The sequence below is a fragment of the Enterococcus sp. AZ197 genome, assembly GCF_050556405.1.
GTDB lineage: Bacteria > Bacillota > Bacilli > Lactobacillales > Enterococcaceae > Enterococcus > Enterococcus faecalis.
In genome coordinates this window covers 2,420,392-2,436,525 of sequence record NZ_CP187873.1, presented here as the reverse complement: position 1 = coordinate 2,436,525, position 16,134 = coordinate 2,420,392, and the positions used below count along the sequence as shown (strand labels likewise).

At 39.7% G+C, this 16,134-nt stretch carries 14 protein-coding genes; 12 read left to right on the top strand and 2 right to left on the bottom strand.

Translation table 11 applies throughout. From position 1 onward, the window contains the following. Window positions 1–386 precede the first annotated feature (386 nt). The 4 genes from allW (at window position 387) to allE (ending at window position 5,460) form a co-directional block, all read left to right on the top strand. Entirely contained in the window at window positions 387–1,883 is a 1,497-nt protein-coding gene (gene allW / locus IGK82_RS11785; RefSeq protein WP_016622063.1) for an allantoin permease, read from the top strand. Then, the gene (allB, locus tag IGK82_RS11780) at window positions 1,884–3,248 is read left to right on the top strand and encodes an allantoinase AllB (RefSeq protein WP_002367359.1); all 1,365 of its coding nucleotides are present in this window, start codon (window positions 1,884–1,886) and stop codon (window positions 3,246–3,248) included. 181 nt (window positions 3,249–3,429) lie between these two features. Beyond that, window positions 3,430–4,653, top strand: coding sequence for an allantoate deiminase (allC, locus tag IGK82_RS11775; protein WP_002383320.1), 1,224 nt, complete (start codon window positions 3,430–3,432; stop codon window positions 4,651–4,653). 21 nt (window positions 4,654–4,674) lie between these two features. Beyond that, window positions 4,675–5,460 (top strand): (S)-ureidoglycine aminohydrolase, encoded by a 786-nt coding sequence (gene allE / locus IGK82_RS11770; RefSeq protein WP_016622060.1) that lies wholly within the window; start codon window positions 4,675–4,677, stop codon window positions 5,458–5,460. Between the two features lie 117 nt (window positions 5,461–5,577). On the opposite strand, the gene IGK82_RS11765 is transcribed toward allE, so the two are convergent. Continuing rightward, window positions 5,578–7,203 carry a PucR family transcriptional regulator gene (locus IGK82_RS11765; protein ID WP_016622059.1) on the bottom strand — a complete coding sequence of 542 codons (1,626 nt, stop codon included), beginning with the start codon at window positions 7,201–7,203 and terminating at the stop codon, window positions 5,578–5,580. 171 nt (window positions 7,204–7,374) lie between these two features. On the opposite strand from IGK82_RS11765, the gene IGK82_RS11760 reads away from it, so the two are divergent. Continuing rightward, a complete protein-coding gene (locus IGK82_RS11760) occupies window positions 7,375–8,583 on the top strand; it encodes a pyridoxal-phosphate-dependent aminotransferase family protein (protein ID WP_016622058.1) in 1,209 nt (402 codons plus the stop codon). Between the two features lie 96 nt (window positions 8,584–8,679). Next, entirely contained in the window at window positions 8,680–9,939 is a 1,260-nt protein-coding gene (locus IGK82_RS11755; protein WP_002378762.1) for an MFS transporter, read from the top strand. A 45-nt stretch (window positions 9,940–9,984) separates the two neighbouring features. On the opposite strand, the gene IGK82_RS11750 is transcribed toward IGK82_RS11755, so the two are convergent. After that, the gene (locus IGK82_RS11750; RefSeq protein ID WP_002355063.1) at window positions 9,985–10,245 is read right to left on the bottom strand and encodes a metal-sensitive transcriptional regulator; all 261 of its coding nucleotides are present in this window, start codon (window positions 10,243–10,245) and stop codon (window positions 9,985–9,987) included. Between the two features lie 168 nt (window positions 10,246–10,413). On the opposite strand from IGK82_RS11750, the gene IGK82_RS11745 reads away from it, so the two are divergent. From IGK82_RS11745 to IGK82_RS11720, 6 genes are all read left to right on the top strand, one after another. Further along, complete coding sequence (locus IGK82_RS11745) at window positions 10,414–10,728, top strand: rhodanese-like domain-containing protein (RefSeq protein WP_002365287.1); 315 nt, start codon at window positions 10,414–10,416, stop codon at window positions 10,726–10,728. Next, window positions 10,729–12,378, top strand: coding sequence for an FAD-dependent oxidoreductase (locus IGK82_RS11740; protein WP_002387331.1), 1,650 nt, complete (start codon window positions 10,729–10,731; stop codon window positions 12,376–12,378). Beyond that, a complete protein-coding gene (locus tag IGK82_RS11735; RefSeq protein ID WP_002355066.1) occupies window positions 12,371–12,670 on the top strand; it encodes a rhodanese-like domain-containing protein in 300 nt (99 codons plus the stop codon). The genes IGK82_RS11740 and IGK82_RS11735 overlap by 8 nt, the downstream gene beginning before the upstream one ends. 171 nt (window positions 12,671–12,841) lie before the next feature. Continuing rightward, on the top strand, window positions 12,842–14,008 hold the full coding sequence (locus IGK82_RS11730) for an efflux RND transporter periplasmic adaptor subunit (RefSeq protein ID WP_016622056.1): 1,167 nt from the start codon (window positions 12,842–12,844) through the stop codon (window positions 14,006–14,008). Then, the gene (locus tag IGK82_RS11725; RefSeq protein WP_002365285.1) at window positions 14,001–14,675 is read left to right on the top strand and encodes an ABC transporter ATP-binding protein; all 675 of its coding nucleotides are present in this window, start codon (window positions 14,001–14,003) and stop codon (window positions 14,673–14,675) included. Before IGK82_RS11730 ends, IGK82_RS11725 begins: the two co-directional genes overlap by 8 nt. Next, complete coding sequence (locus IGK82_RS11720) at window positions 14,672–15,880, top strand: ABC transporter permease (RefSeq protein ID WP_430605112.1); 1,209 nt, start codon at window positions 14,672–14,674, stop codon at window positions 15,878–15,880. Before IGK82_RS11725 ends, IGK82_RS11720 begins: the two co-directional genes overlap by 4 nt. Window positions 15,881–16,134: the final 254 nt, after the last annotated feature.

Genomic DNA, 16,134 nt, shown 5'->3' with positions numbered 1-16,134 from the left:
ATCCACTTCAGTTTATCTGATTTGTGTGTGTTTGATTAAAAAATGTTGTGTTGGATTTCATTTAACTGTATAATTTGTTTATGTCATTTTTAACAATAAGCGTATTTTAGCATTTGAAAAGAGAAGTTGTACATAATATGTGAATAAAAAGATTTGTTTCTTACTTTCTAGAGTGAGAGGACGATATAAAAAAGGTTGCTATTTTTTCGTTCGAAGTGAACAAAGAATCGTTTGTTATTTAGTTGGGGTAACTAATGATTGTTGTTATAAAAAGCGCTTACAATTTGTGTGATGAGAGTAGTACGCATGTTTGTGCAAAAGTGACAAAAAAGAGAAGGCAGGGTGTTTTAATAGAAAAAAATTTTTAATAAAAAGGAGAGTTTGTCGTGGAGAAAAATGTGTCTCAAGTAACAGCTCAAGAAGAAACAGCGCTGAAAGCACGTGGCTACAATGAGGATTTGTTGCCAAGTAGCCCGAAACAACGGACAATGAGCGCGCGCAATTTTTTTACATTATGGATGGGTTCGATTCATAATATCCCGAATTATGCAGCAGTGGGCGGCTTTATTTTCTTAGGTTTATCGCCGCTGCAAGTTATGTTGGCAGTTGTGTTAAGCTCATTCATTGTAGCAACTTTCATGAATTTGAATGGCGTGGCTGGCTCTAAATATGGCATTCCTTTTGCGATGCACTTACAGTCTACTTACGGCAGTCTCGGGGCAAAACTGCCAGGGTTCTTAAGAGGTTGTGTGGCCGCGATTGCTTGGTTTGGTCTGCAAACATTTACAGGATCGCTGGCTTTATTAATTATTCTCGGGAAATTTTGGCCGAACTTTTTAGAAATTGGTGGATCATTCCAGTTTTTTGGTCTCAGGCTACCTGAATTAATGGCGTTTACTCTTTTCTGGCTCTTAAATGTGGCAATAGGTTTCGGTGGTAGCAAAATTTTGAACCGTTTTACCGCCATTTTAAGTCCGTTGATTTATGTCGTTATTATTGGATTAACGATTTGGGCCATTCGAGCTGGGGGCGGTTTAACACCAATTTTGTCCTATCAAGTTTCTGGTGCGATTCGTTCAGTCAATCCACTGGTGGCGTATCTGATTATTTTTAACTCGGTTGTGGCCGTTTGGTCAGCGCCTGGTGCGAGTGTGGCGGATTTTACTAAGAATGCGCGCTCGACACGTGCTCAGGTTGTGGGGCAAACAACAGGTTTAGTTGTTGGTTATGGGATTTTCGCTTTTTCCAGTGTGGTTATTCTGTTAGGTGGTTCGCTGTATTTTGGGATTCAAGAATGGAATATTTTAAACATTATTGATCGTTTAGATAATGTGGCAGTGGTGGTCTTAGCCATGTCGGTTTTCTTATTAACGACTATTTCAACGAATGCAACGGGGAACATCATTCCGGCAGGTTATCAATTGGCGGCGCTATTTCCTAAAAAAATGACGTATAAAAAAGGCGTCATGATTGCCAGTGTTATTAGCTTTCTTATTATGCCTTGGAAACTGATGGAAAACGCCGATAGTATTTTTATTTTTCTGAACGCAATTGGGGCTGTTTTAGGACCAGTCGCTGGTGTGATGATTGCGAATTATTATTTTGTTCAAAAGCAACAAATTGATTTAAATGCTTTATACGTAGATAAACACAAAAAAGAGGAAGCCAATCCTTTTTACGGATTAAACAAGCCGGCGTATGTTGCTACTATTCTGGCGTTGGTTCTTTCCTTAAGTGGTCAATTTATTCCACAGGTTAAAATCATTGCTGATATTTCGTGGTTTGTGGGCTTTGCCACAGGTTTTGTGCTGTACTTAGTGTTAAAAAAATGGACTTGGGATTCAAAAAAAGTGAAAGAAACAGCTTATCAGGAGGGAAAATAAATGCAAGCAGAGTTAGTGATTAAAAACGGGTTAGTTATTTTAGAAACTGGAGAAGTCATTACGGATGTCGCCGTTCAAGGAGGAAAAATCGTAGCGATTGGGCAAGACTTGTCAGGAGAACGTGTGATTGATGCGACGGGTTTAGTCGTTAGTCCTGGGATGGTGGATGCTCATGTTCATATTACCGATCCTGGTGGTGGTTACCGCGATGAATGGGAAGGGTATGTCACAGGAACAGCCGCTTGTGCCAAAGGGGGCGTGACGACCTTTATGGAAATGCCTTTAAATCAGATTCCAGCAACTGTGGATAAGACCTCTCTTGAGATCAAATACAAGGCAGGAGAAAATAAACTAAAAGTAGATGTAGGGTCATTTGGCGGCGTGGTCCCGACCAACTTGGCTGGTGGGATTCAGGAACTTGATGAAGGAGGCGTTTCCGGCTATAAATGCTTTTTAGGAACGTGCGGCGATCGTTCAATTGAAGGAGATTTTCAAAATGTCGACGATTATTCACTATATGAAGGAATGAAACAAGTCGCCAAGACTGGCAAAGTGCTAGCAATCCATGCAGAAAATGCGCCAATTACGGATAAATTAGGCGCGTTAGCTTATCAAAATGGCGAAACGACTTTAGCAGCATATGTAGCTACACGTCCTGTGTTTACCGAAGTTGAAGCGATTCAAAAAGCTATTTTATTTGCCAAAGAAACAGGTTGTCGGATTCATATTTGTCATGTGGCTTGTCAAGAAGGCGTGGAAGAAGTTTTAAAAGCCCAAGCAGAAGGGGTAGATGTGACTTGTGAAACATGTACGCATTATTTATATTTTACCACGGATGAACTTGATGCCATTGGTCCAGTTGTCAAATGTTCACCGCCGATTCGTGACGCGGACCAACAAGCCGCATTATGGAACCACGTGCAAACAGGCGGCATCGCGTTTGTAACCTCTGACCATTCTCCTTGTACGCCAGACTTAAAAGATACAACCAATGCTTTTGAAGCTTGGGGCGGCATTTCTGGTGTTCAAAATAACGTCGATGTGTTATTCGATGAAGCCGTCCAAAAACGTGGTTTATCCTTGAAACAATTCGCGGATATGATTGCAGCAAACCCAGCTGACCGTTATCACTTAGCACAAAAGGGCCGCATCAGCATTGGTAAGGATGCCGATTTTGTACTAATTAAACCTAATGCGCCGTATATCTTAAAAGCAGAAGATTTAGAATACCGAAATAAAATTAGTCCTTACATTGGTCGTGAAATTGGGGCCCAAGTGATTCAAACAATTTTAAGAGGCGAAACAATTTACGCACAAGAAACTGGGGTAACCGAGGCGTTTAACGGCGTATTTATCAAAAATTAAACACCTATTTTAGAAATGAAAAGGGACAGAAGCGTGATTGAATTAGCGCCTCTGTCCACGAGTTAGAGGATGTTCGTTGGTTGTTTTGCACAAAAAAAGGCTTAATTTTGTTTGATAAGTACAATGAAGATAACTAGGGAAACGTTTACAATCAAAGTGTAATCAGTCAGGAGGTTTTGTGATGGACTTGGAAAAAGTTTTAAAACAAAGAATCGAAGAGTTGTCAGCAATTGGGAGTGATCCTGCAGGAGGGATGACACGCTTACTTTATACAGATTCGTGGTTGGCAGCACAAAAGTATGTGCAAAGCCAAACTGAGGCGTTTGGACTGGAAACGCAATTTGACGAAGTCGGGAATCTGTTTTGTCGAGTGGCAGGAACGGAATTTCCTCAGGAAACGATTTTAACTGGGTCACATATCGACACAGTAGTAAATGGTGGGACCTTAGATGGTCAATATGGTGTTATTGCTTCCATGACGGCTGTTCAATATTTATTAGACAAATATGGGAAACCACGGCGTTCTTTAGAAGTGCTTTCCATGGCTGAAGAAGAAGGGAGTCGTTTTCCAACGGTTTTCTGGGGAAGCAAAAATGTCGTTGGTGAAGCCAAACGTGAAGAAGTAGTCGATATCTCTGACAACGAAGGTAAAAAGTTTGTTGATGAGATGCATCGCCAAGGCTTTGATTTTCGGCAGGAGCAAACAAGACGTGAGGACATTGAAGCATTTGTCGAAATTCATATTGAACAAGGCAATATTTTAGAGAACGAAAAGCTCCAAGTCGGTGTTGTTCATAGTATTGTAGGGCAACGTCGCTACACGGTTAACTTAAAAGGGCAAGCCAATCATGCAGGCACTACGCCAATGAGTTACCGTCATGATGCGGTATATGGCTTTGCTAAAATTTGTGCAGAAGCCATTGATCGTGCGAACGAAATTGGGGATCCGTTAGTTTTAACATTCGGCAAAGTTATTCCGAAACCCAATACAGTCAACGTGGTGCCTGGAGAAGTGGAATTTACAATTGACTGCCGTCATACCGACGCTGCTTTTTTACGACATTTTACCGGTGAATTAGAAGAACGGATGAAAACAATTGCTCAAGAATTAGGCTTGACGATTGCGATTGACCGCTGGATGGATGAAGCCCCTGTACCGATGAATCAAGCAATTGTAGAAGTTATTGAACAAAAAGCCAAAGAAGGCAAGTATCAGTATCGTATGATGCATAGTGGTGCTGGGCATGATTCGCAAATTATTGCGCCCCATTACCCGACAGCGATGATATTTGTGCCAAGTATTGGTGGGATTAGTCATAATCCAGCAGAAGCAACGGCATTTCCAGATTTGGTTGAAGGCGTCAAGCTTTTAGCAGATACCTTATATGAATTAGCGTATAAATAAGATAGAAAAGGAAGAATTGTGATGGGTTATAAAAATAATCGAGTTGGTTACCAAAAAGAATTGTTAACATCAAGAGCTGTGATAAAAAAAGACAATTACGCCATTATTCCCCATGATGGTTTGGTGCAAAATGCAGTACCTGGTTTTGAAAATGTCGATATTTCCTTTTTGGGATCGCCTAAATTAGGTGCGACATTTGTGGATTACATTGCTACGTTTCATAAAAATGGTCAACAAACAACTGGTTTTGGTGGCGACGGGATCCAAACGTTGGTTTATGTCATTGACGGTCGTTTGCGCGTTTCAGATGGTCAAGAAACTCATGAACTTGAAGCCGGGGGCTACGCCTACTTTACGCCTGAAATGAAAATGTATTTAGCGAACGCACAGGAAGCGGACACAGAAGTTTTCTTATATAAAAAACGCTATCAGCCGTTGGCAGGCCATCAACCTTATAAAGTGGTTGGGTCAATTCATGACCAACAACCCGAAGAATATGAAGGAATGACAGACGTTTTACTTTGGAGTTTATTGCCGAAAGAGTTTGACTTTGATATGAATATGCATATCTTATCTTTTGAACCAGGCGCTAGTCATGCCTATATTGAAACGCATGTCCAAGAGCATGGTGCGTATTTAATTAGTGGCCAAGGGATGTACAATTTGGACAATGAATGGTATCCAGTGGAAAAAGGGGACTATATTTTCATGAGTGCCTATGTGCCACAAGCAGCCTATGCGGTTGGCCGTGAAGAACCGCTAATGTACGTTTATTCCAAAGATGCCAATCGTGAACCAGAATTATAAAGAAAAGCCGAATGTAAAGTAATGACCTCGGAACAATAGGATTTGAACACGCAGTGGTGAACGGTAGAGTCCTTTTTCTTGGTAGACGTTACTTTTATTCGGCTATTTTCCTGTTAATTATTTTCCTGAAAGTTCTAGCGCTACCCGTAAGAGTAAACTCGTCTCAGGCTCTTGGATAGAGGTGCCTAATAATTTTTCACATTGATTCATGCGATATTTAATGGTGTTTCTGTGTAGGTAAAGAGCGTTGGCCGTTTTAGTAATTTCGCAATTGAAATCTAAAAAAACTTTCAAGGTTTTTCGTAATTCTTGTAACGTCGGTTCCGTCGGATAGGCCAACTCTTTCAATTGTTGCTGGCAAAAGTATTCAACATCTTCAGTGCCAATCTTTTCAAAAAGTCCAGCTAGGCCTTTGGGATGGAACAATTGCACAGTCGCTGGTTTTTGAGCGTGTAAAGAAGCCTCTAATGTCGAGGAAGCTTCAATATAAGAATTAGGCAAATCTTCTAGGTTTTCATAAGCATTGCCTAAAGCAAAGCGAATGGTAATAGGCAAAGCCTGTTGCAAACGTTCAGCGAGGTTTTGCAAAATCATCAAATGGTCATTTTTTTTAGATTGAAAAATCAAGATACTTTTATTTTGATTTTTTAATTTAAACAAGGCGACATCTGGCAGGATTTCCGGCAATTGTTCTTTGAGCCATTGGAAAATTAGTTGCCCTTCCGCTTGCTGATAACGAATATGGGTTTCATTTTCTGGTTTAGTCACGCCGTAGACAATCGCTAATTGATAATAATCACTGTTGATTAAACGATAATTTTTCCAAAGTTCCAACCAATTTTGATGTTTACTCAGCGCTTCTTGATGTGTATCAAGCAAGCGGTCCAAAAAGTCTGTTTTGAGATGCTCAAAAGATTCAGCAATTTTCTGGTTTTTAAATAACATAAAAGTCAAAACTAAAATGGCCTGATCAATGGCAAATTCAGAAATAGGATAAGGAATCTGTTCAGGAGATAAGACCAATAGATAATAGGGAAAATAATCGTTCACACGAATTGGAAAGCCAGCTACTTGAATGTTTTCTTGTCGCTCATCCTGTAAACGAAAGATTTTCTTTTCTTGTGCCAATTGTTGAAAGTGGTCTTTTGATAATTGTTTGATAAAAAACTCCGCCGATTTTTGATTGCCATAAAAATAATTCGAGTGGGCAATCACCTGTTGCCAAGGACTTAATAAAATAATTGGCGCATTTAAAATTTTCGCAAATTCAGCGATGAAACGCGTAGCATCAACATCTTGCATTAATAATGTTGAAAAACGCTTTTGGATGTCAAATGCTACAGACATCTGTTCGGTTTTGCTATCACGAAGATAGCCTACAATTTCATGCAACAACCCGCCTAGTGGCTGTGTGCTAGGAATTTTAATCAGGGGCAAATCAACGGCACTGGCATAGGCAACAATTTCTGGTGAAATTTCGTCAAGGAACCGCCCAACTTTGATTCCTAAAGCCGTACACTCTGCTTGTTTTAGCGAGTCAATAAAAGGTTTCAATTTTTCTTGATCATCTTTATAAATCATTGCCGTTGTTAAAATCATGACATTTTTAGGGATAAAATCAGCCACATCAGGTGTTTCCGTGATTTCTACACTTTCCAAGGGCTGTGTTAAGTTTGAGTGAGACGATAATAATTGTAAGTCAGAAAATCTTGGTAAAGCCAAGACCTCAGCTAATATTTTCATCACAACAACCTCCTTTTTTTATAGTATAGCGAAGAATAAAAAGGAGTACAAAAGATAGTTATTGAATATGTCTAAAAAACCAAGTCAAAATAGTGCAAATTGAACAATGAATTTCTGGGTTTTTCCAAAGATAATAAAAGAGAAGAATTAAAAATGAAGTGAGGGATTACTATGTATCAACAACCAAATTTTGTACGGCGAACAATCATGACGCCGGGACCAGTCGAAGCCCATCCATCGGTACTTCGTCAAATGGGTCAACCAATTTTAGGGCAATTTGATCAAGAATTTCTACAGATTATGGACGAAGTTCGGGAAATGATTAAAGTACCTTTTGCCACAAAGAATCAACAAGCCTTTGCCATTGATGGCACGTCACGTTCAGGCTTGGAAGCGGGGTTATTTGCGTTGATTGAGCCAGGCGACAAAGTGCTTGTGCCTGCGTATGGCCGGTTTGCTTATTTATTAGGTGAAATTTGCGAACGCGCCCGGGCCGAAGTCATTTATTTAGAAAAGGACTGGCTCGCACCGTTTGAACAAACAACGGTGATTGAAGCGATTAAAGAACATCAACCAAAAATTGTTGCGATGGTCCACGGCGAAACGGCGAATGCACAAATGCAACCGCTGGATCAAATTGGCGCCTTTTGTCGGGAAAATGAAATTTTCTTCGTAGTAGATATGGTGGCGACTTACGGCGGTGTCGAAACAAAGGTCGATGATTGGAAGATTGATATTGCGGTAGCAGGCACTCAAAAATGTGTCAGTGTACCTTCAGGCCTTTCTTTGATTACTTACAACCAACGTGTGGCCGACTATCTGGCGGGCCGTTACCAAAAAGAGTTAGGGCTTGGCGCGGATGCGCGGAATGAACGGTTCATTCAAAGTAACTACTTGGATTTATCGCAATTAGAAAAATATTGGGGACCAGAGCGCTTAAATCACCATACAGAAGCGACTACAATGATTTATGGGCTACATGAAGGGCTGCGCTTGTTACTTCAAGAAGGCATGGAAAATGTCTATGCACGCCATCGGAAAAACAATCGTATTTTAGTTGAAAGTCTGCAAAAAATGGGCTTAGAAATTTTCGGGAAGTTAGACACAAAAACACCAACAGTCATTCCTGTGGTCATTCCAGAAGGAATTGATGGTGAAAAAGTGCGGAGCTTATTACTGGATCATTTTAAAGTTGAAATTGCCTCTTCCTTCGGTGATTTAAAAGGAAAAATTTGGCGGGTCGGTAATATGGGTTACAGCAGTCGCGAAGACAATGTGTTGCATTTCTTAAGTGCCTTTGAGACTGTATTGAAACACCAAGGCTATCAATTTGAAGGCGGTAGCGGTAGTACTCATGCATTGGCTGAGTATTTAAACTAAAAAAGAAGGTAGGACAAAGGTCACTACGTAAAAAGCGTAGTGCTTTTGTTCCTTGTGAAACGTTAACCAAAAAAATGATTGGTGGAGGAAAAGAAAATGACAGACAAGACAAAAAGTTCGTTGGCTTATTGGAAAAAAATCGTTATTTTACTATGTATGGGCTGGGTAACAATCTGGATTTATCGTTCCGCGCTTTCTCCTGTTTATCCACAAATTCGTGCGTCTCTAAATGGTAACGCTTCCGATACGGCCCTAGGGTCCATTTCTAGCTTTTATTTTCTCGGTTACGTAGTCATGCAGATTCCTGCAGGCTTCTTGGTAGACAAAATTGGGAAAAAACGTGTATTAATTCCAGGCTTTATCTTGTTTGCGCTGGCAGCATTACTGATTGCCCAAGCCCAAACGATTGGAACAATTTACTTAGGTAGCTTATTGGCAGGCTTAGGATGTGGTTCTTTCTATGGCTCGGCTTACTCGTTGACGTCGCAAAACATTCCTCAAGCCAAAAAAAGTTTTGCAACAGCTATTGTCAACAGTGGTTCAGCCGTTGGTTCAGGTTTAGGGATGATTTTATCTAGTTATTTAGTTGCCCAAAAAGGATTACCTTGGCAAGTGATGATGTACATTTCCGCCTTTATGATTATTTGTATGTTAGTGGCTTTTCAAGTGATTATTCGTAATCATAAAGAAGACATGGCCTTGATTCAGCCAACCGTTGTTGATGAAAAAGATAACGGAGCGGTAAAAGAAAAAGTGCCCTTTAAAAAACTGTTTGCGCCACATATGCTATTTGCGTATATTTTATATTTTGGCACTTGTTATGCATATTATATGATTGTGACTTGGTTACCTAATTTTTTAAGTACCGAACGTGGTTTCCAAGGAGCAGCAATAGGGTTGTCCTCTTCACTGGTCGCATTTGCCTCTATTCCAGGAGCGTTATTTTTTAGTCGGTTGGCGGATAAGTACATGCATAAAAAAGTTCAATTCATCGTTGTTTTAGAATTTTTAGCAACAGCCATGCTCTTGTTAACTGTACAAGTAAGTAATGCGACGTTGTTATTAATTGCTTTAATTATGTATGGGTTCTTAGGAAAATTAGCTGTAGAACCGATTATTATTTCTTGGCTAGGTGAAAATGCACCAAAAATTGGAATTGGCACTACTTTGGGCGTGTTTAACTTTTTCGGCATGATGTCATCTGTGATTGCCCCAGCTTTAACTGGGAAAATTTCTGACACAACGGGTTCGAAAGTCATGGGCTTTTATATCGCCGTCGTGATTTTACTAATTGGCACGATTCTTTTTATGCTTGTCAATTTAAAAAAACGCAGGGCAGATTCGTCTAATAAATAAAAAAACAACGCAAACTTATCTTTCGCTGAATAAGTTTGCGTTGTTTTACTTTTTGACAATCATATTAATCGCTTGTGCTAATCGCTCTTCTTGTTCTTTAGGATCTTTTTCAGGATTTTCAAAGCAATGCTTTAAATTCTCCGCAACTATCATCCCCATTACGCGATCAATACTAGAACGGACCGCACTCAACTGAGTGATAACATCGATACATTCTTTTTCTTCATCAATCATTTTTTGAATCCCGCGAATTTGACCTTCTGTGCGGCGTAAACGATTCAGCACTTTCTTTTTTTCTTCAGTCATTTTGCCCCTCCTTAAGAGTAGTGATTGTTTTAAAATATACCTACACGAGGTATTTTTGTCAACTATCTTTTCTTTGAATCTAAAAATGGCAGAAATCTCTTCAGTTGACAAGTCTAACTTTTTCATGTTAAATATACCCCGTAAGGTATATAAGAGAAGGAGAAAAAGATGTTATTTCAATTGTTTAAAAAAACGCCAAGTATTTCAACAAAGGAATTGCAGTCACGTTTATCTAAAGAGATAACGTTATTAGATGTCCGGACACCTAGCGAATACCGCGCAGGGCATATTCCACAAGCGATTAATGTCCCACTTAACAAAATTCCCGCCTACAACAAATCCGCTAACGAAGTCTATGTGATTTGCCAGTCCGGCATGCGCAGCAAAAATGCGGCCAAAATTTTAGCGAGAAAAAACTATCACGTGATTAATGTTCGTGGCGGGATGTCCCAATGGTCTGGTCAAATTAAAGGAGGAAAATAAATGAAAATTGTAATTATCGGAGGCGTGGCTGGTGGTATGTCAGCAGCGACACGTTTACGTCGTTTAATGGAAGATGCTGAAATTGTTGTCATGGAAAAAGGCCCTTTTGTTTCATTTGCAAACTGTGGTTTGCCTTACTACGTTTCTGGCGAAATCGCAGAAAGAGAGCAACTGCTTGTTCAAACACCCGAAGCGTTAAAGGCACGGTTTAATTTAGATGTTCGTCCTCACCATGAAGTCGTGGCTATTGATCCAATAGAAAAAGTGATCACAGTGAAACATGAAACAGAAATTTTAACAGAACACTATGACAAATTAATTTTATCACCAGGGGCGAAACCTTTTGTGCCACCAATTACAGGATTGGCAGAAGCCAAAAATGTTTTTTCATTAAGAAATGTTCCTGATTTAGATCAAATTATGACAGCCTTGACACCAGAAACAAAACGAGCCGTCGTGATTGGCGCAGGCTTCATTGGCTTGGAAATGGCAGAAAACTTGCAAAAACGCGGATTAGAAGTCACTCTCGTGGAAAAAGCGCCTCATGTTTTACCGCCATTAGACGAAGAAATGGCCGCTTTTGTCAAAGCTGAATTAAGCAAAAACAATGTTCAAGTAATTACGGGACAATCTGCGGTTGCTTTTGAAGAAGAAGGGCAAGTGATTCGCTTAGAAGACGGTCAAACATTAGCTTCTGATTTAACCATTTTGTCGGTGGGGGTCCAACCAGAAAATACCTTAGCAGTTGAAGCAGGTGTAGCAACTGGTTTACGTGGCGGTATTGTTGTTGATGAACACTATCAAACGAATCAACCCGATATTTATGCGGTTGGGGATGCTATTGTAGTGAAACAACAAATCACTCAAGAAGATGCGCTGATTTCTTTAGCTTCTCCCGCCAATCGCCAAGGACGTCAAGTAGCGGATGTGATTGCTGGGTTAGAGAGAAAAAATCAAGGAAGCATTGGGACCGCCATTGTGCGAGTCTTTGATTTAACCGCTGCTTCAACTGGTTTAAGCGAACGGGCTGCTAAAGCTGCTGGACTAACAACAGCTGTTGTGCATATCAGTGGAAAAGACCATGCGGGGTATTATCCTGGCGCAACAGATCTTCAGTTAAAATTAGTTTTCCATCCTACGACAGGGGAAATTTATGGCGCACAAGGAATTGGGGCAAAGGGCGTAGATAAGCGGATTGATATTCTTGCGACCGCTATTAAAGGACAGTTAACTATTTTTGATTTGCCTGAATTAGAGTTTACCTATGCGCCGCCGTTTGGTTCAGCGAAAGATCCTGTGAACATGTTAGGCTATGCAGCGATGAACCTTGTAGAAGGATTGAGTGAAAACGTTCAATGGTATGAGTTATCCAACGAATTAGCTAATGGAGCTGTTTTATTAGATGTCCGTAATCCCGCCGAACGAGCCAATGGTCAATTTAAAAATGCTGTGTCTATTCCTTTAAATGAGTTAAGAGAACGTTTGGAGGAATTAGACAAGTCAACGGAGTACATTGTTAGTTGTCACAGTGGTTTGCGTAGTTATATTGCAGAACGGATGCTAAAACAAGCAGGCATCTCAGCCAAAAATTTAGATGGTGCTTTTGCGCTATATCGAATGGTAAAACCGGAGGAACTAGAAAATGTATAACACGATTGGCATGCCTGAATTTTATCAGGAAGCAAAACGAAAAAAATTACCGATTATTGATGTACGAGAAGAAATGGAATACCAACTGGGGCATGTCCCTCAGGCCATCAACTTACCTTTAAGTACTTTAACCGAAAATTATCAGCAATTAGATAAAAACCAACCCTATTATCTGATTTGTCAAATGGGGTCGCGCTCCGCACAAGCGTGTGCGTTTCTCAGTCAACAAGGGTATCAAGTAACCAATGTTCTAGGTGGTACATCTGGCTGGTTGGGTCAATTAGAACAATAAAATAACAAAAAACGTTTATTCTTTTACACAGGATAAACGTTTTTTTGTTAGATAAAGATGTGTCAAAACTGTAAGAGGAATGATAGGAAGATGAAGGGACCAGTTTTTTTATTCATTATATACTAAATAAAATGACAAACTCGTCAACAGAAATCAAGGAGGAACAAATAAATGAAAAAGTCAGGCCAGAAGAAGCGAAATAAAAAAGTGTGGTTCGGTATTGGTGCCGCAGTGGTCGTCGTCGGATTTATCGGAGCAAAAACAGTTTTTTCTTCAAAAGAAGTTGAACCTGAATACACAACGTATACCATTACAGAAATGGCCTCATTAAAATTAGATGGTCAAGTGAGTTTTCTAGATACTCGGGATATTTTCTTTGATCCTTCTTTAGGAAAAATTGCCGAAATAAATGTTGAAAATGGTAAAGAAGTCAAGAAAGATAGTCCATTGTTAACGTACAATAACTCAGACATCCAAGCCACAGAAACAGAACAAGCGAATGCTGTTAATCGGAACAATCTTCAAGTTCAACAAGCACAAGAGAACGTTAACTTAGCCACTCAAAAATACAATGAAGCGTTAAACAAAGTTGCTGCAGCCAAGCAAAAATTAAACACCGCAAAAGAGGCTGAAGAGAAAGAAACACTAAATGCGGAAATTCAGCAATTGAATGAAGCCGTTAGTGCTGCGAATAGTGAAGTCGCCCAAGCTAACCAAGCCCTTCAATTAGCCAACAGTGATGCCGTCGGAGCAGCAAACACGCTTGAACAAACACGTGGCAAAGTCAACACAGTCGTTACAGCACCAATTGATGGCCAAGTCACTGTTGATGCTAGTGCCATGAGTAGTACCGACAAACCAGTCATTAAAATTGCAACACAAAAGAAAAATATTCAAGGAAAAGTAACCGAGTATGATTACGATAAATTACAGATAGGGGAAGAAGTAACAGTGACGACCGTTGGTTCAGGTAAATCAGCACCAGGCAAAATTGTTTCCATTGCGCAAACCCCAATAGCTAAAAATGAAGGCAATCCAGTAGTGAGTTATCAATTTACAGTAGAAGGTGATTTTCCTTGGGCAGAAGGCTTGTCTACTAGTATCGCTGTGCCACAAAAGCAAATGATTATACCGACAGCAGCAATCCAAAAAGAAGGCCAAAAAGAATTTGTCTATGTTTACAAAGCGGGCAAAGCGAAAAAAACACCGATTGAAACAGAAACAAATTTAGGTCGTAAAGTTGTCAAAAGTGGCTTGAATTGGAAAGACCAAGTGATTGCCAATCCCAATAAAGAATTAAAAGATAATCAAGATGTTCAGGTAGCTGCCAATGATTAAGCTAGCCCATATTCATAAATATTATTATTCCGAAGAAGAAACACTGCATGTGTTAGATGATATTAACCTCCAAGTAGACGCTGGAGAATTTTTAGCGATTATGGGTCCTTCTGGTTCTGGGAAATCGACTTTGATTAATTTGCTAGGCTTTATTGATAAAAAGTTTGAAGGAACGTATTTATTTGAAGACCGTGAAATTGGCGACTTTTCTGATAAGGAACTATCCCGAATTAGAAATGAAGCAGTCGGCTTTGTCTTTCAGAATTTTAGTTTAATTGAAACACTAACAGTTGAAGAAAACATTGAATTACCTCTTTTATATAGTGGGTTAACCCCAAAAGAAGCCAAAGATCGTGTCCACGAAGTTCTGACAAAAGTCGGCTTGCCAGATAAAGGCAAGAAGCATCCAAAACAACTTTCGGGCGGACAACAACAACGTGTTGCCATTGCGCGTGCGATTGTCAATCGGCCAAGTTTTATTATTGCAGATGAACCAACTGGGGCTTTAGATAGTAAAACATCGGAAGAAATTTTAACGCTCTTTCAGCAATTAAACAATGAAGGTGTCACCATTATTTTAGTGACACATGATGAAGAAACAATTGAATACTGCAATCGTTTGATTAAAGTTCGTGATGGAAAGATTTTAGAGGAGGTGCTGACATGAAATGTTCAATTATTTGGAAAACCGCCTTCCGTTCCATTTTGAAAAATAAGCGACGCAGCTTGTTAACGATGCTAGGGATTGTCATCGGGATCGCTTCGGTGATTACCATCGTGGCTATCGGTAACGGCTTTAAAGAAGACATGGTCGATAAATTATCTGCTGAAAAACAAAAAGAAAATGTGAAAAAGATTTCTTTTTCGGCCTACAACACTTCGGATATGTTTAGTGACCAAGCGATGTTTACCGACAATGATTTAGGGGTCGTGCGCATGGTTCCTGGCGTAGAAAAAATTGATTTTGATCAAAGAGAAGTTGATGGCGCCCAAAAAGGTACACTGAATTTTCAAGCAGGACCGAAAAATCTTTCTGTAACCTATGAACTTGCCAACAAAACCACCAAAGAATTGTTGGCGGGACGCCAACTGAATGATGGAGACAATGCAAAACTGGATAAAACAGTGGTGGTGGATGAACTGGTTGCCAAAGAACTCTACCAAGACCCGACTGCAGCAGTTAATCGAACTTTTCCATATAAAGAGCAACTTTTTACCATTGTTGGCGTGACAACCAATACCAGCGGTGCCATTGGTCCAGGTAATGATGACTCATTGCTTTATTTTCCCAAAAAGACCTATGAACATTATTTCGGCAAGCTAAAAGATACATCTACGTTGAAACTAACAGTAGCACCTGGCTATCAACCAGATCAAGTATTGAAAGAAACAATAAAAACTCTCTCTCAACAAGGAACCATGAAAAACAGTGGGACGTATCAAGAATATAATGTTAAAGATACCATCAAAGAAATGGGCTCTTTATTAAATAATTTAACCTTGTTTATTTCCGCAATTGCGGCTATTTCACTGGTAATTGCTGGGGTCGGCGTTATGAATATGATGTACATTTCGGTCTCAGAACGGATTAAGGAAATTGGTATCCGACGTGCATTGGGCGGGACAGCCAGTGATATTAAAAAGCAATTCTTAACAGAAGGGATTGCCTTGACCTTAATCGGCGGAATTACTGGTTATCTTTTAGGAATGATTATTGCCTACTTAGCCTCAATGGCACTACCGTTTTCTGTTCGACCAGATTTAATGACCGTTTCATTAGCCATTGGGATTTCTGTCTTTATCGGGGTTGTATTTAGCTATTTCCCTGCCTCGGCAGCTTCAAAAAAAGACTTAATCGATATTATGAAATAAATATAAATAGCAAAGAAACAGCCATTTTTGGCTGTTTTTTTTAGTGAAAGTAGAAAAAAATCCAAAGATTTCAAGAGAAAGTAGCTAACAAACGTCAAAAGGTTGGTAGCTAATACCAACCTTTTGACGTTTGTCAGCTAAATAAAAAAGAAAAAAATTAAAAAAATAGCACGTTGAGGATTAAATAACAAACATTTTTTAAATAAGACTATTGGAAATCCTTTATAAATCGGGGATTACAGGAATGACTGTTA